This window comes from Methylacidiphilum sp. Yel (genome assembly GCF_004421185.1).
GTDB lineage: Bacteria > Verrucomicrobiota > Verrucomicrobiia > Methylacidiphilales > Methylacidiphilaceae > Methylacidiphilum.
In genome coordinates this window covers 1-15,066 of the sequence record NZ_LXQB01000064.1, presented here as the reverse complement: position 1 = coordinate 15,066, position 15,066 = coordinate 1, and the positions used below count along the sequence as shown (strand labels likewise).

General features: G+C 42.0%; 15 protein-coding genes, 1 pseudogene and 2 riboswitches. Of the genes and pseudogenes, 11 read left to right on the top strand and 5 right to left on the bottom strand.

Going from position 1 to position 15,066, the window contains the following annotated elements; genetic code table 11:
- Positions 1-141: 141 nt before the first annotated feature.
- Positions 142-306, bottom strand: coding sequence for a hypothetical protein (locus A7Q09_RS10545; protein ID WP_166791968.1), 165 nt, complete (start codon positions 304-306; stop codon positions 142-144).
- Positions 307-567: 261 nt separating this feature from the next.
- On the opposite strand from A7Q09_RS10545, the gene A7Q09_RS08835 reads away from it, so the two are divergent.
- The 11 genes from A7Q09_RS08835 to A7Q09_RS08785 all read left to right on the top strand — a co-directional run bounded on the left by A7Q09_RS08835 (position 568) and on the right by A7Q09_RS08785 (position 11,758).
- Positions 568-1,551 carry a bifunctional oligoribonuclease/PAP phosphatase NrnA gene (locus A7Q09_RS08835; protein ID WP_134391095.1) on the top strand — a complete coding sequence of 328 codons (984 nt, stop codon included), beginning with the start codon at positions 568-570 and terminating at the stop codon, positions 1,549-1,551.
- 35 nt (positions 1,552-1,586) lie between these two features.
- On the top strand, positions 1,587-2,300 hold the full coding sequence (gene truB, locus A7Q09_RS08830) for a tRNA pseudouridine(55) synthase TruB (protein WP_134391094.1): 714 nt from the start codon (positions 1,587-1,589) through the stop codon (positions 2,298-2,300).
- Positions 2,257-3,249 (top strand): bifunctional riboflavin kinase/FAD synthetase, encoded by a 993-nt coding sequence (locus A7Q09_RS08825; protein WP_134391093.1) that lies wholly within the window; start codon positions 2,257-2,259, stop codon positions 3,247-3,249. The genes truB and A7Q09_RS08825 overlap by 44 nt, the downstream gene beginning before the upstream one ends.
- Before the next feature lie 123 nt (positions 3,250-3,372).
- The gene (locus A7Q09_RS08820; RefSeq protein ID WP_134391092.1) at positions 3,373-3,903 is read left to right on the top strand and encodes a DUF2165 family protein; all 531 of its coding nucleotides are present in this window, start codon (positions 3,373-3,375) and stop codon (positions 3,901-3,903) included.
- A 142-nt stretch (positions 3,904-4,045) separates the two neighbouring features.
- A riboswitch (Fluoride riboswitch) is annotated at positions 4,046-4,142 on the top strand.
- A gap of 19 nt (positions 4,143-4,161) precedes the next feature.
- A complete protein-coding gene (locus tag A7Q09_RS08815) occupies positions 4,162-5,928 on the top strand; it encodes an efflux transporter outer membrane subunit (RefSeq protein ID WP_134391091.1) in 1,767 nt (588 codons plus the stop codon).
- Positions 5,929-5,977: 49 nt separating this feature from the next.
- Positions 5,978-6,052: riboswitch (Fluoride riboswitch) on the top strand.
- A gap of 133 nt (positions 6,053-6,185) precedes the next feature.
- Entirely contained in the window at positions 6,186-7,700 is a 1,515-nt protein-coding gene (locus A7Q09_RS08810) for an MFS transporter (protein ID WP_134391090.1), read from the top strand.
- A gap of 26 nt (positions 7,701-7,726) precedes the next feature.
- Positions 7,727-9,076, top strand: coding sequence for an efflux RND transporter periplasmic adaptor subunit (locus tag A7Q09_RS08805; protein WP_134391089.1), 1,350 nt, complete (start codon positions 7,727-7,729; stop codon positions 9,074-9,076).
- Positions 9,077-9,414: 338 nt separating this feature from the next.
- Positions 9,415-9,822, top strand: a complete 408-nt coding sequence (locus A7Q09_RS08800) for a universal stress protein (protein WP_134391088.1) — start codon at positions 9,415-9,417, stop codon at positions 9,820-9,822.
- An 87-nt stretch (positions 9,823-9,909) separates the two neighbouring features.
- Complete coding sequence (locus tag A7Q09_RS08795; RefSeq protein WP_134391087.1) at positions 9,910-10,323, top strand: DsrE/DsrF/DrsH-like family protein; 414 nt, start codon at positions 9,910-9,912, stop codon at positions 10,321-10,323.
- 20 nt (positions 10,324-10,343) lie between these two features.
- Entirely contained in the window at positions 10,344-10,586 is a 243-nt protein-coding gene (locus tag A7Q09_RS08790) for a sulfurtransferase TusA family protein (protein WP_134391086.1), read from the top strand.
- A gap of 26 nt (positions 10,587-10,612) precedes the next feature.
- Positions 10,613-11,758, top strand: coding sequence for an NAD(P)/FAD-dependent oxidoreductase (locus A7Q09_RS08785; protein ID WP_134391085.1), 1,146 nt, complete (start codon positions 10,613-10,615; stop codon positions 11,756-11,758).
- A gap of 367 nt (positions 11,759-12,125) precedes the next feature.
- Here A7Q09_RS08785 and A7Q09_RS08780 read toward each other — a convergent pair whose 3' ends face one another.
- From A7Q09_RS08780 to A7Q09_RS08765, 4 genes and pseudogenes are all read right to left on the bottom strand, one after another.
- A complete protein-coding gene (locus A7Q09_RS08780) occupies positions 12,126-12,734 on the bottom strand; it encodes a class I SAM-dependent methyltransferase (protein ID WP_244228626.1) in 609 nt (202 codons plus the stop codon).
- Positions 12,735-13,114: 380 nt separating this feature from the next.
- Positions 13,115-13,705 (bottom strand): annotated as a pseudogene (locus A7Q09_RS11535) (IS607 family transposase); the annotation flags it as partial.
- 25 nt (positions 13,706-13,730) lie between these two features.
- Positions 13,731-14,129 carry a hypothetical protein gene (locus tag A7Q09_RS08770; protein ID WP_244228625.1) on the bottom strand — a complete coding sequence of 133 codons (399 nt, stop codon included), beginning with the start codon at positions 14,127-14,129 and terminating at the stop codon, positions 13,731-13,733.
- A gap of 156 nt (positions 14,130-14,285) precedes the next feature.
- Entirely contained in the window at positions 14,286-14,837 is a 552-nt protein-coding gene (locus A7Q09_RS08765; RefSeq protein ID WP_134391083.1) for a GNAT family N-acetyltransferase, read from the bottom strand.
- Between the last annotated feature and the right edge of the window lie 229 nt (positions 14,838-15,066).

The following is a 15,066-nucleotide window of genomic DNA, read 5'->3' as shown; positions in this document are numbered from 1 at the left end:
TTATTGGATTTCAATTGTTCTTTTCTGTTCATACATAATTATACTACACATAGCTATAATTTATCGCCTTATATCCCCATGCCTGAAAGCAGGGGCATTACGGCGATGGATGGTAATTTTTTGAAAGGTTGGAGAGCAAATTTATTGTTTATTTTTTTCACCTATAATTTTAGACAAAAGACTATGTTTTTCTTCAATAACTACTTTTTCTTTTTTTGTGAGTTTTCCCCAGGTAAAGAAAGCGACTGCTACCATAAATGTAAGCAATATGAGAAGATCGAAGAGACGAAGGATAAATCTGCTCATATATCTCCTTGTTTTCTTTGATCCAACAGCCTAGCTAGGAAAAATTTCTTTTTCAAACCGCCTATCTTTTTGCCCTAGCAGCTAAAAACCTTCCAACTGAATATTTTTCTTTTGAGAGACTGAATCGATTTTTTTCCTTTGATCTTTTTCTTCCCCGCCTTTACATTAAATACTTTTTAGAAGAAAACAATCCAATTCGGCAAGTAAAAAAGGAAGCCTTGGATAGATAGAGACGATCGATCTCTTTGAGACTCTTTTGCAATGAATATAAACCTGGACAGCAACTCTGATTTATTTCCCATCGGAACTTTTTTTAAAGAAAATAATTCATTTGTCATTGTATCACATTGTCGGCCAGATGGAGATGCTTATGGATCAGCCATCGGTCTTGGGCTGGTACTGAAAAATCTCGGGAAAAAAGTTGATGCGTATATAGAAGAAGGTCTTCTAGAGCATTTTGCTTTTTTGCCTGGAGCCTCAATCCTTAAGACTCCAACAGAAGTTGCTCCTGATCCACAAACCAAAATTATCACTGTGGATTGTTCGAATATCAAAAGACCCGGTCCCTTTTTTGAATCCTGGAATAGGCAAGTCGATTTGAACTTTGACCACCATATTGACAATACTCGATTTGCTACCATCAATGTCGTCGAACCTGAGGCTTCTTCAAGCTGCGAAGTCATCTTTCGGTGTATCGAAAAACTCTCACTGCCCTGTCCAAAAGAAGCTGCCGCTAATTTTTACGTTGGTCTTCTAACCGATACCAATGCCTTTTGTTTCCGTTCTATTCCTCCAGAAACTTTCGAATTGGCTGCAAAACTTATCCGATTGGGTGCTGACCCAGAATTTTTATCGGTCTGCTCTTTTAGAAATTACCCATTGTCCCGCTTTCTTCTATTAAGAGAAGTCCTTAATCAAACACACTTTGTTGAAGATGCCAAAATAGCCTATTACATTCTTACAGCTGACATGTATCTTAAAACTGGTTCCAATCAAGGGGAAGCAGAAAACTTCCTTTATTATCTGTTAATGGTCAAAACGGTTGTTGTAGCCTTCATGCTTGAAGAGCTATCCCCTAATCTCATCCGTTTAAGCCTGCGTTCCTCAAAAGACTTTGATGTTCGTCAAATCGCTTCAAAGTTTGGAGGAGGAGGACATCTACGGGCAGCTGGTGCTCGCATTAAACTGGATCTGGAGCAAGCCAAAAAAACCGTTTTATCAGAAATCAAAGCTTTGCTTGACTAAACAGCTAAAACTACAAGTGTTTAAGGATAGATCACATGGATATTGACGGGGTACTATTGGTGGATAAGCCCAAAGGCTATACCTCCCATGACATGGTGGATTTTGTAAGGAATAAATTCAACATTAAAAAAGTGGGTCATTGCGGTACCCTAGACCCAATGGCCACAGGGTTGCTCGTGCTCGTTCTGGGAAAGGCGACAAAGATTCAGGATCTGCTGATGTCAGAAGACAAACGGTATGAAGGAATCCTTTGCCTTGGCAAAGCAACAACCACTCAGGATTCAGATGGAAAGATAGTGGAAGAAAAGCCTGTCCCTCCTCTCTCTCTAGAAGAAATCAAACAGGTCTTTGACCGGTTTGTTGGCGACTTCTATCAAATTCCACCCATGATTTCAGCTATAAAAAGTCACGGAGTTCCACTCTATAAACTAGCTAGAGAGGGGAAAGAGGTGGAAAGAAAACCACGACTCGTTCATGTCTACTCCTATAAAATAAAAAAATGGGAATCGCCTTTTATCGACTTCGAAGTTTTCTGCGGTAAGGGCTTCTATGTCCGCACCTATTGTCATGACATAGGACAGGCTCTTGGCTGTGGTGGACATCTCTTTTCCTTGGTTCGGCTTCAATCCGGAAATTTCAAACTGGATCAAGCCCTGTCCTTTGATGCTCTTAAATCCATGCAGAGCCCCAAAGATTTATTAAACTATGTACTTTCTCTACCAGAAGTTTCCAGAATCCGCAGACAATGAGGGGGGATCAAACCTCTCCTCTGTAAAAGAAGAAGAGAAAATTCTCTCCCTGTTTGCTCTTAATGAAAATAAGCAAATTGAAAATATAGCTATTGGTGTGTTTGACGGGATTCATCTTGGCCACCAGAAAATATTAAGAAACTTACTTTCTCTAGGATCGAAAGAGAACAGTCTGGTCATTACTTTTGAACCACATCCTTTGGCAATTATCTCTCCTGAACGGGTCCCACCAAAACTCGTTTCTCTACAGCAGAAGAAAAGCCTTTTTGAGATCTATGGACTCAAACACATTCTTTTTATTCGATTTGATCAGGAACTTAGAGAACTTACAGCTGAAGCCTTTTTAATAGAACTAAAGAAAATTTTCCCAAGATTAAAAAGAGTAGTGGTGGGAGAGGATTTTCGATTCGGATGGAATGCGGAAGGCAATGTGCGTCTTTTAAGAGAAAAGGGTTACCAATTAGGATTTGAAACCATTGTCGTTGCTCCTCTAATGTTTCAAGGACAATCCATTTCCAGTACTAAAATAAGAAAAGCCATTGAAAGAAGAGATTTTAGCTTAGCCTCACAACTCTTAGGGCGCAGCTATCGAATTGAAGGCATTGTGGGAACCGGACAGGGAGTAGGCAAAACAATCGGTTTTCCCACAGCCAATTTGCAGCATGTTGTCCAACTCCTCCCGCCTCCTGGGGTGTATGGCTGTCAGGTAGCCTATAATAAAGAGATTTTTATAGGTGTCGCCAACTATGGACGCCGTCCTACTATCCAGGAAGAAGGGAGGCTGAATCTAGAACTTCATCTGATAGATTTTGAAGGCAATCTTTACGGACAAACCCTTTCCTTATTCAATTTCCATTTTCTCAGAGAAGAAAAAAAATTCCTTTCGGTCGAAGAACTCAAGCAGCAGATAGCTAAAGATATCGAAAAAACAAAAAGTTTTTTTCTATGATGGCATCTGAAGAACCTATAAAATACCTAGAGAATAGCTGCCTAAGCTACTTCCAAGCTCTTTTGGAATTTGGTTGATGAAAACGATAAAGAAGAGGAAAAAGCCAACGGTCTTATCTAGCTAATGTCCAATCGGCCCTCTTACAATCATTCCTTTTTTCAGACCGCTATCAGGATTTCCAAGATTCTAATCCTTTTGTTCTTTTCCCTCTATTTTCTTTTTATAGCCCTGAACAATCTCTTGGATTATGAGACTAACTATACTTACCTTCGGCATGTCTTGCTTATGGATACCATTCCAAAAGCTTCTCATCTCCATTATCGAGCTTGGAATTCACCCTTTCTCTTCTCTTTAGTCTACAATAGTCTCATTCTATGGGAAGGGCTCTGTGGGACGTTGCTTCTCATAGGAACTTTTTTTCTTCTTAAGAACCTTTTCAAACCACCAATCGCTTTTCAAAAAGCCAAAAGCGTAGGCATTGTCGGGCTTAGTCTTGGGCTGATCCAATGGCTCTATTTTTTCATCCTTGGAGCCGGAGAATGGTTTCAAATGTGGCAAAGTAGCAATTATAATGGCTTACCTCAAGCTTTTAGGATGTCTATTTTAATCCTCATTTTTCTTCTCTATTATGTGCAGTTAGAGCCTGATGCCTAAGAGTCTTTAATTGATAGAGAAAGCTCTCATATTTTCCGTGGAATAGGAAGGAACGGAAAGACTAGTTGTTTTTTTAAAAAATTTTAAAAAAAAATTTTTTGACAACTGATTCATAAAAGAATATTCGCTAGCCAAAAGTAATTAATTATCTGGCAATGGAGTTTGCCAGCCCCCGTTTTCGAAGTGTTTAGGGCGAACCCCTTTTCTTTTTAGGAAAAGGCGATAACTCCTACTTCAAAGAACAGGGCTGCAAACACAATGAGATCGGGGAAAAATGGTAAAAAGATAAAGAAATCAATCCATCAGTGTCTTTTCTTTTTGAATAAACACCAGAGGGCATCAGCTTTTGCCTTAGCCATCCGCCCGCTTCTTTTCTTGAGCTCTGTTATCATTTTTCATAACTGCTCGGTGGGCCCTGATTATAAACCGCCCAAAGTCGATGTCCCCTCTTCCTGGAAGTGGGGAGAAGAAAAGAAGACAGCCGACAAAACAAAAGAGCCTTTTGCTTCGAAAACTGCTAGGCAGTCAAAAAACCCTATCGATCCACAAAGTGTAGACTCCTTAAAAAAAGCGATAGAAGAAGCCAAGAAAAATCCTGGGAAATGGAAATTAGCAGCACCTAAAGATTTTGTCAAAAAAGGGGAATGGTGGAAGATTTTCAACGATCCAGTACTCGATCAACTGGAAGCGGAAGCTGAAGCAGCCAATCAGCAGATTAAAATGGCAATGGCTAATGTCATTGAAGCTCGAGCAGGAGTAGGAGCAGCCTTGAGCGCTTTTTTCCCGCACACCAATTTCACTCCAAGTTATCAGCGCTGGAAACTAAAAACGCATCTGCCTTGGCTTCCTTTTATTTTACCTGAACCTATCTTTTCAACTGTTCCAATCAACGGCCTTCCTGCCGGATCCATCATCGGAACCACTCACTATTATGGATTTCAGCCTACGCTGAATATGTGGCAGGTCTATCTTAATTCAAATTGGGAACTTGATATTTGGGGCAAATTAAGAAGACAACTAGAGGCAGCTAAAGCAGAAGCTCAAGCTTCGCAGGCCGAATTAGAAGGAGCCAGGCTAACAATCCATGCCGATGTGGCTCAAGCCTACTACCTATTGAGATATCTAGACAGTCAACTAGAAGTCATGGAGAGAATGATCCGGGTCTATGAAGATAATTTAAAAAGGGTAGAAATCAGATATAAAAGTGGGTTATCCAATGAACTAGATCTGGCAAGAGCAAAAACAGATCTTTCACGGATTAAATCCCAATACATCGCTTTAGAAAGCCATAGAGCAAAAGTGGAGAATTCGATTGCACGGCTTCTTGGTCAACCCGCCTCCACTTTTCATTTTCCTCGAAAACCACTCAAAGAAGAACCTCCAGAGATTCCCACAAGTCTACCATCGGAAATCCTCGAGCAAAGGCCAGATATTGCTCAAGCTGAAAGGGAAATGGCAGCCACCAATGCCATGATCGGCGTTGCCTACGCCGCCTATTTTCCTTCGGTCAATCTGAATGCGTATTTTGGATTTTTCAATACGGATTTTGGTCAACTCTTTACTTGGCCATCGAACTCCTGGATTTATGGCCCATTAATAGATTTGCCTATTTTTGAGGGAGGAAGGCTTTTAGCTAATCTCATGCAGGCTCGAGCAGCTTATGAAAAAGCCGTGGCTTCCTACAGGGAAACCGTTCTGTCTGCGTTCGAAGAAGTTGAAAATGCACTCATTGGTGTCCGGCTCCTAGAAGAAGAACAAAAGGTTGAAGACGAGCTGGTGGAATCGGCAAGAAAACAATACGACCTAGCAATGGATAGGTTTCAAAGAGGTCTTTCGCATTATATCGAAGTGGATACAACAGAAAGCCTCTGGCTGAATGCTATCCTGACAGATATCGCATTGCGCGGAGAAAGGTTTATTGTGCGCATCGCCCTTATTCGAGCTTTTGGAGGAGGATGGAATGAGTCTTCCCTTCGGCCTCCCAAGATCCAAAATTCAGGATCCAACCCTTCACCAAAGCGTTAAACAAAATAATATATTTTTTTTGAAAATTGTCTCATTCTTGATATAAAAACAACTGTTGGGCGATGGGGCTCGCCGTCCGTTAAACCGCCACTCCTTTGAGAAGGCTGATAGCTCCTACGATTATCTATTTTAATAGAAGGAGAACACATGGGAAAGAGGCGGCTAACGGCAAACTTCAAGCAAGGGACTTACTATAAACTCATTTCTTATTGTTCTCCTTCTAAAGCTTCTTTCCTGCGATTTTTTCCTGAGGGGGTATGAACAAAACCATCAAGACTTTCCTGCTCTTTACTCTTTATTTTCTTCTCCAATGCCTCTGTTTTTTTCAATCTGGCTCCTATACAGATATCATTCCATATGCAACGGCTGAACTTGGCCAAAGTCAAAGTCATGGCTCATGGACCAACGGATTTTTTTTCTTAGGCCAAAGTTTAGGTCTTCTGCTCGCTACACAAATTAGTCTTCAATACGGTAGGAAAAAAACAGTTTTTTTCTTTGCTTTTCTTCTAGCAGCCAGTTCTTTGTTCTGTGCGTTGTCTTTAAACTTTTACCTTTTTTTGGTTGGACGTACCATCCAAGGGATTTGTTGTGGCATACTCATTCTTGGATCTCAAAGTTTAGTATTCGAACAAAGCCCTGATCCATGGCGACTGATCCCTTTGATGCTTGGAGCCGTAGCAAGTGTCTTGCCTTTTACCATCGGTCCGATGATTGGAGGATATGGCAAGGAACTAGTAGGAAGAGAGTCGATGAGCTGGAAATATTGGTTTGTCCTGAGTGCTGCTTTCCTTTTGATTTTGAGCTTTCTTTTGCATCTGTGCTTAGAGGATACCGAAGAAAGGATAGAAAAAAGACCATGGGACTGGAAGGGACTCATTCTTTTGTCCATCACGATAGGATCTCTACAAATGATCTTCAATATGGGGGATGATTACGAATGGTTTATTTCACCAATAATCGATTTTCTTTTCTTTCTGGTTGTAGTCAGCTCTGTTTGTTTCATCTATGTAGAAACAGGCACCAAAGAGCCACTGGTAAGGATGGATCTTTTTCTAAGAAAAAACTTTTTGATCGGTTCTTTTTCTCTTGCCTTTGGCTTTCTCCTTTTCTACGGTCTTTGGACAACTCTTCTTGTTCGGCTTCAAAATCAAAGTTTGTTTCCTCCTCATTTAGCAGGAATCCTCTTTGTCAGCATGGCTCTCTTTTCTACTCCCATCGTTATATGGTTCCCACGATTCCTTGGAAAAATTTCCTTACGGCTCAGCTCCTTTGTTGTATTTTTCCTTTTGGGCGTCGTCTATTGCTGGATGGGCTATTTTGATTTCTACCAAAAGCGTTGGTTTTGGATGCAACCCTCTTTTTCATTTATTCTCCAAGGAATATCTTTAGGCCTTTTTTTCTTATCTCTAACCAATCTTATTATTTCTGGTCTGTCTCCTAAAAACCAGCTGCGGGCTGTGGAACTTTCCAGTAGCATACGGATTCTAGCTCAAGGATGGGCTTCCCCCCTCATTGGCACCCTTATCTATCACCGAATCGTTTATCATAAGATGAGACTGGATGAGTGGTTAGATCGAGGCAATCTCTTTTTGACGGATCTTTTTTTAAGATTTAAAGAGCAGGGCCTGAGCAAAGAAATAGCCATAAGATTGCTCGATCAATCAGCAATCGCCCATGCCTTTGTTTTAAGTCTCAACGATGCATTCCGACTCTGTGGAGTGGGGTTCTTTATTCTCTCAGGAATCATTCTGTTGGCCAAAGAAAAACGATGAAGGAGCCATAAAAGAGGAAAGAAAAAATGATACAAGACTCAGAAGAGAATAATGGGAAAAGGACCTTTGCTTTTAGAGAAAAAGGACGGCAGAAAGAAGGACGGCACAAAGAAAGCAGAAGCCGCTTTGAGCGTCTTTTCCATGTAATTATTCTTTCCTGGAAACGTGATTGGAGGGCATGGCAGCTTACTAGAAATAAATATGTTCTACCTTTACTTTTTCTTTTCTTGCTGGGCGGATGGTGGTTTTTCTTTTCAAGCAACTGGGTGACGACTAACGACGCCTATGTGACTGGCAATGTCATTCCAGTCAAAGCACAAACTTCGGGCAGAGTGGTTGAGGTACTCGTCGAATCGACTCAGTATGTCAATAAAAATCAGGTACTGGTCCGATTAGACTCCTTAAACCAGAGAGTCGCCTTTGAAGGGGCCAAACAGAATCTAGCAATGGCAGTGCGGAAAGTTGAGGATCTATTCAATAAGGCCAAATCCCTGAGAAACAAAATAGCCGCTCAAAAAGCCATTTTAGGACGACAGCGGTATGATTTAGGGCTTTATGCTTCAGGGAGCAAAGCCGGAGTAGTTTCTGTTCAGGACGCAATTGATGCCCAATGGAAAGTCCAAGAAATAGAATCAACGATCCGTCAGCTGGAAGATGAATTACATTCTACAGAATCCTGGATTCAAAAAACGAACGTCTGGAACAATCCCATTGTGCTCAAAGCAGCCGTAGATTTGAAGAATGCCTATCTAGCTCTTTACAGGTGTCAAATTGTAGCCCCTGTGGCGGGTTATGTGGCTAGAAGATCGGTTCAGGTTGGAGATGAAGTCACACCCGATCGACTGCTTATGAGTATTGTCCCCTTGGACTATTATTGGGTAGTAGCCAATTATAGGGAAACCGAACTAAGAAAAATGAGACCTGGACAACCGGTTAAAATTAGAGCAGATATCTATGGGAGGCGCTATCTATATCATGGGGTGGTGGAAGGTCTAGAGCCTGGTTCTGGAACAGTATTTGCGTTGCTTCCTCCAGATAATGCCACAGGGAATTATATTCATGTGGTCGAAAGGGTTCCTGTCAGAATAAGATTGGATCCCAAAGAATTGATCCATCATCCATTAAGACTGGGCCTATCAGTGGTCACCAAAGTAAATGTCTCCCACAAGGGAAGCTCCGTGCTTAAGCCAATCACTGAAATTCCAGCCAATGCCAAAACAAACGATTATACTTCGACTTATTTCAGCGAAGAACTTTCCGGTGTCGAAGAGCTCATAAAAACAATCATTGAAGAAAACCGCTATCCTCAATCCGAACAAAAGGAGAGCCTCAGTCAGCAACAAGATAGCCCCCTTTCCATAAATCCCCCTAACTGATCGCACTTATCCAATGGTAAGGCAACGAAGCTTTCTTTTACCAATCCTATCAATAAAATGAACTTGCGGCAAATCCCTTCTTTTAAGACGCTGACAAAAGGCTAGTCTTAGGGGCCAATGAAGTTGTCAATAGCTCATGGCTATGGTAGATTAAGCTGAAATTTCTAATCCCTTAAAAAGAAGGCTGCTAGATGCCTACGGGGATGCTACTTCTCTGTTTGAGTAGAGTCCTTTGATGCACTGAGAAGTCATTCTTCCCAAAGAAGAGGAAGAGAGCAAGAACGTAGGGAAGAGTAGGAAGCTTTGTTGGTATACTTTTTAAAAGAAAGAAAAAAAAAATGTTTTTAGAGAAAATACTAGTAGGCTACGATGGGTCCGAATCATCAAAGAAAGCTTTGTCCTTCGCTTTACAAATCGCTAAAACCTTTCGTTCGAAAGTAACAATCCTATCGGTTATGCACGCCCCTGAATTCAATCAAGATATGGAGTTTGCTCTAGAAAGAGAGAAAATTGTTTCAGATTTAAAATGGGCGATGGAAAAAGCGGCAGAAGAAAAAGTAGAGCTGGAGGTTAAAACTGAGATGGGAGATCCTGCCGATCGCATCCTAAAGCTTGCTAAGGAAGGGAAGTTCGATCTTGTCGTTTTGGGACGGAGAGGGCTTTCTAGAGTTGGTTATTGGCTGACGGGCTCTGTCTCTGAACGTGTCCTTCGCCATAGCCCCTGCTCCATTCTGATTGTAGAATAAAAAAAACGCGACCTTACTCAAAATAAACCATTTATTTTCTTGAGTATGCCAAATTCGATTTTATAATTATTATTACAAGGATTAGTTATGGAAGATAAAATCTCAATCATTCTTTTTTCTGGCACCGTCGATAAGCTCTTGGCAGTAGCAACCATCGCTTCAGGGGCTGCAGCAATGCAAAAAAAAGTTCAAATTTTTGTGACTTTTTATGGTCTTCTTGCCTTTAGAAAAGACGCCTGGAAAACGAACCGAAGGCTTAGTAAGGAGTTTGAGGATTTTGCAACTGAAGCCTTAAAAGCCATGGAAGAAAAGAAAGTTCCCAGTTGGCTTGACACCCTTAAGGCGGCGATGGAAATAGGGGATGTGCAAGTGCATGCCTGTGGACTGACCATGGATCTGCTGGCTATTAAACTTGAAGATTTAGAGCCAGTTGTTAGTGATGTTGTGGGCGTTGGGACTTTTGTTGAAAATGCCTCAGGAGGCCAGATTCTATTTATCTAACAGCCCAAAAGGAGAGTACTATGGAAGGGATTAAAATCACAAAAGAGGTGGATGCTCGTGGGAGTTTTTGCCCAGGACCACTCATGGAAATGATCCGACTGATTCGATCGGCACAAGTTGGAGATGTTGTGGCAGTCATTTCTGCAGACGAAGGGACGAAAAAAGATTTGCCTGCATGGATCAAAAAGGCAAAACATGAACTGATAGCTGAAGAGCCTGTCGAAGGCGGTGCCACCCGCTTCATTTGTAGAAAACTCCATTAAAAAATCCAGTCAATGTAGGATTCATTATGGCTAAGAATATTTTAATATTGGGTGGTGGGACAGGGGGATCTATCGTTGCTAATATTCTTGCAAGATCTTTAAGTCCTCAAGAAGCAACTATTACTGTCATTACAGCTTCTCCTCAGCATATCTATCAACCCTATCAACTCTATATCCCTTTTGGCTATCAAGATCCTCGAAAAATTGCACGTTCAGAACGATCACTTCTCCATCGGAGGGTTGCCTTGGTTGTAGATCCAGTCGAAGCGCTGGATATTAAAAATCAAACGGTAGTTTGTCGCTCCCACAAATCTTATCCCTATGACTATCTAGTCATTGCTACTGGTTCGACCGTTGATGAACAGCAAATTCCCGGTTTTAAAGAGGGAGCTGATCATTTTTATACGCCCGAAGCTGCTTTTGTCCTCTATGAAAAACTACAAAATTTCAATGGAGGTACCATTGTTGTGGGTATTGGGGGACTCCCTTATAAATGCCCCGTGGCGCCGATAGAATTTACGTTCATGCTAGAAGAATTTTTGACGAAAAAGGCAATTCGTCAGCAATCTGAAATTATTTATACTTTCCCTCTTAACGACGTTTTTAACATTAAAACGGCAGCCGATTATATCAAAGCCGACTTTGATAAAAGAAACATCAAAACTGAGCTTTTCTTTAATCTCTCTGAAATCCATCCCGAAAAAAAGATAGCCGAAAGCATCGAAGGCACTGAACTTTCTTATGATCTTCTTGTCATGACTCCTCCTCATAAAGGAGCCACTTTTCTTAGAGGACATGAAATTGCGGACGCTGATGGATGGGTACAAACTGATAGGCATTCGCTTAAAGTGGCACAATTGGAGAATGTTTGGAGTTTGGGGGATACAACGAATTTACCGATTAGTAAAGCGGGAAGCACAGCTCATTTTCAAGCTCCCGTTATTGCTAAACAAATCTGTGCAGCAATAAGAAAAGAAACGGTAGACCCTGAAAAAGTGAAATATAATGGACATGTCGCCTGTTTTATCGAATCTGGGTATGGAAAAGCAACAATGCTTGATTTCGATTACGAGCATCCTCCCCAGCCTCCTCCCCCAACGGAATTTATCCATTTTCAAAAACTGGCTTTGAACAAGTTCTACTGGTATCTTATCCCGAAGGCGCTTATTTAAAAACTTGTTAGTTGAATCTAACGCTAGCTCACATAGTGTGTTGATTAGCTAAAGGATAACGGTTCTTTTACCTACTGAGATTCTAGAGAGGCATTTGATTCTGTTCTTCTAGCAATTATATCCTCTGGCTCGATTAAGTTCTTCTTAAAGAAGGATCGTTGATTCCAGACAGCTACCCTTACGGGCAAAGCAAGTTCTCTAAGCTAGCTCAGCTTAGGGAATCCAATCCACCAAAAAACACATACTACTTTGTTCCCCCATAAGCCTTTCAGCATTCTCAACAATGAAAAAAAACGTAATAAAAAAGGCCGTGTCCCCTACTCGTGTTTGCCTAGTCATTGAAACAACCATTCCTTTTTTTTTGCTTTTATTTTTTTGCCTCGATCCATTTGACGATGTCTAAGTAAATATTTTCTTCCCGAACAATTTTAAATCCAGCATTTCTTACATTCGCCACCGTATCCCTGTTCAGCTCTGGACCAAAGCGTCGGGAAAGAGGAGTCAAGAGATCAAAAAGAATGCCTATTGGACCAATGCGACTGCGTACATGTTCGAAAAGATAGAAATCGCCCTCTAAACGCAACACTCGATAAATTTCTCGCAAACCCCGAAGCGGGTCAGCTACAGAGCAAAAAGTACAGACACTCAGCACGGTATCAAAGTAATTCTCAGGAAAGTCTAAAGCACACACATCGGCTTCCTTAAGTTCCAAAGACCCAGGAAAAGCAGTGGCCTTTAAGGCCGCCTTGGCAAGCATCCGAGGACTAATATCAATCGCAATGATCTGGGCCTCTACAGGCAGAAACCGAAAGTCATTGCCTGTACCAGCACCAACAAGTAATGTTCTGCCTCTTATTTTCTTAAAAAGTCTCTTTTTAAATGGAGAAAAGCGTTTGTCATCAGCCCAGGTAATCCAATCAAAGAATTGACTGGCTAAATCCCATTTTTTGCGTGTCTTTTTCGCTTCAATATCCATTGTCATTGCTTATTGTTCCATTCTATCAGACCTACTCGAAGCTGATTAAACAAACTCAAAGCTGATTTCCTGCTTCACCAAGACCGTTTCACCGCTGTCTTACGATGATGGCTAGCGCCTTCCTCTCCACAGGCTTCCCATCCGGCCGATCCTCGCCCTAGAGCCGCTTAGAGCGGCCAATCCATACGCCAGGCGATTGCTAGCCGCAGTCATCCCTCGGTCCTAAGGGGTTCCATAGTCCGGACATCTCCACTTTCGAACAGCCAAAGGCATTTTTTTTCCTGCACCCTCCCACAAGTCGAACAGGTCTTACTGGAGGGAAACCAGCGGTCGACCACAGGGGAATCATAGCCGACAGTATCTTGCCTGTCAAACACGACGGATTCCTCCACGGCTTTTTTAACGCCAGCAAGCAGCTTCTGTTTCTTGCCTGAGCGGCTGCCCTACAGCCGGGCTCTGAACACGGAGACGGTCCCCAGCCCCTCCTTGGCCAAATTTTCCTCTCGAAGGTCGTCTCCTCACCTTGGTTGAGAATGACCACTTCCAGGCTTTTTGGCTCGCAGATGGCAAACACCAGTTCCGCGCCAAAGCCCGTCAGCCGGTCTTTATGGGTGATGCCCAGGCCTCCGACTTCACCCCCCCGATGATGGCGTCCGGGAGCCGTTTCAGAGCTTTCTTGTGGGAGTTCATCCCAGAGCCCAGGTCTACGATGAGCTCAAACTTCCAGCCTTGCCAGGCAAAGAACTGCTCAAGCACCTCTTTCTGCCGTTTCAGCTCATCCTTCTAGTCGAAGCTGGAAACAGGGGCATAGGCACAATCGTGCGACGATTTGCGCTATCGGCAGCGTCAAACCACTCGGGGCGCGCAGCTTCGCCAAGTCATAACGCCGATGACCCCTCTGCCGTATGTTCAGCAACCATCGACACACCCAACGCTTTGGTTACCGCGCCTATGCCAACGAATCTATCCATATTACTTATTATCGATTAGATTCAGCTAGGTCTCAAGATAGCAGTCCGTGCTCTTTTTTCCATGCAAAATTCTGTCATAAATATGAAAGGAAGCAACAACGACTATTCCAAACAATGCGCCTACAAAAAGAGCTTCGGAAAGAGATTTTGATCCTGCTCCCATTGAATCTCGCATCGCAAAAAGCATACCACCGTACATGCCTATAATCGATCCTGGCACCATTGTTTGAAACATACCTAATAAAGGGGCAAGCAAAAATCCAAGGGCTAAATGGATAAACATTCCGACAACCATCCCAACAATCATAGCCAAGACCATGTCTACTCCAGGCAATATAAGGAGGCGAATCATCCATGCTACTAATAGCCCAGTAACCATTCCACTGAGATAATCACCGACTAAAAACCAAGGCGAAATTTCCATCGAGTTATTATGAGAAGATTTGGAAAAGATTTTCATTTTTAAATGTAACCCTCAGCCGACAAAAGCTGCCAGAGTAATTTTTAAATTATTTTACACTACTCCTCCCATGAACTAAATAGGAAGGAAGAGGGCAAGAAAAAGAGAGACAAGGCTGAGTTATCCCTTCCTTTCCTCGGATAAAAGTCCATAGACCAGAAGATCTTCAAAAATTCCTCTAACTTTCAAATGCTTCCTTAAACAGCCTTCAAACTTCATCCCCAACTTCTCAATCAGCCTTAAGGAAGCTATATTTTTAGCTAAACAGTAGGCAGAAATTTTATTGAGTTTTAAGACATTAAAAGCGTAATGTAATACCACCCGACAGGCTTCCGTGCCATAGCCTTTAGACCAATACGCTTTTGCAATCCAACAACCAATTTCAGCACGCTCATGACGTAGTTCATAAAAAAGGATCACGGCACCTATCATGGTAAGGTTTTCCTTTAAAATTAGAGCTAGACTCAAACTTTCTCCCTTTTTCATCATATCCATATGCTCTCTGAGCCAGGAGGCCGCTTGATCGACACTGTCTGGATAAGTTATTGATCTGGTCCCCCAAGAAACATCAGGATCACCAGCTAGCTGGACAACCTTTTCTTCGTCACTCGCTTCCAATGGCCTTAAGATGAGTCGATCAAGCACGATCGGAAAAGGATTATTGTCGGTCACCGTAACTTTTTTAATTGAAAATAGATTGGATAAAAAAATTACAAAATATTCAAAAAATATTTACATCTATTTATTAACACTTCTCTATTTTTAATGGTAATTTCTATCATTGACATCCTCCCCATGCCTAAAGGCAGGGGATTCCTGGAGATAACTGACCAGATTTAGCCAGGGCAAGCTCTCCGATGAGGGTGTTGAGGTTTTGATAGACCCTGACATTCTCATCGGC

Bases quoted from the DNA above. Each gene is read 5' to 3' on its own strand.
- truB (WP_134391094.1), top strand. From the start codon at position 1,587: ATGGATATTGACGGGGTACTATTGGTGGATAAGCCCAAAGGCTATACC.
- A7Q09_RS08795 (WP_134391087.1), top strand. From the start codon at position 9,910: ATGGAAGATAAAATCTCAATCATTCTTTTTTCTGGCACCGTCGATAAG.
- A7Q09_RS08770 (WP_244228625.1), bottom strand. From the start codon at position 14,129: ATGGAAATTTCGCCTTGGTTTTTAGTCGGTGATTATCTCAGTGGAATG.
- A7Q09_RS08800 (WP_134391088.1), top strand. From the start codon at position 9,415: ATGTTTTTAGAGAAAATACTAGTAGGCTACGATGGGTCCGAATCATCA.
- A7Q09_RS08815 (WP_134391091.1), top strand. From the start codon at position 4,162: ATGAGATCGGGGAAAAATGGTAAAAAGATAAAGAAATCAATCCATCAG.
- A7Q09_RS08835 (WP_134391095.1), top strand. From the start codon at position 568: ATGAATATAAACCTGGACAGCAACTCTGATTTATTTCCCATCGGAACT.
- A7Q09_RS08785 (WP_134391085.1), top strand. From the start codon at position 10,613: ATGGCTAAGAATATTTTAATATTGGGTGGTGGGACAGGGGGATCTATC.
- A7Q09_RS08825 (WP_134391093.1), top strand. From the start codon at position 2,257: ATGTACTTTCTCTACCAGAAGTTTCCAGAATCCGCAGACAATGAGGGG.
- A7Q09_RS08790 (WP_134391086.1), top strand. From the start codon at position 10,344: ATGGAAGGGATTAAAATCACAAAAGAGGTGGATGCTCGTGGGAGTTTT.
- A7Q09_RS08810 (WP_134391090.1), top strand. From the start codon at position 6,186: ATGAACAAAACCATCAAGACTTTCCTGCTCTTTACTCTTTATTTTCTT.
- A7Q09_RS08805 (WP_134391089.1), top strand. From the start codon at position 7,727: ATGATACAAGACTCAGAAGAGAATAATGGGAAAAGGACCTTTGCTTTT.
- A7Q09_RS10545 (WP_166791968.1), bottom strand. From the start codon at position 306: ATGAGCAGATTTATCCTTCGTCTCTTCGATCTTCTCATATTGCTTACA.
- A7Q09_RS08820 (WP_134391092.1), top strand. From the start codon at position 3,373: ATGTCCAATCGGCCCTCTTACAATCATTCCTTTTTTCAGACCGCTATC.
- A7Q09_RS08780 (WP_244228626.1), bottom strand. From the start codon at position 12,734: ATGGATATTGAAGCGAAAAAGACACGCAAAAAATGGGATTTAGCCAGT.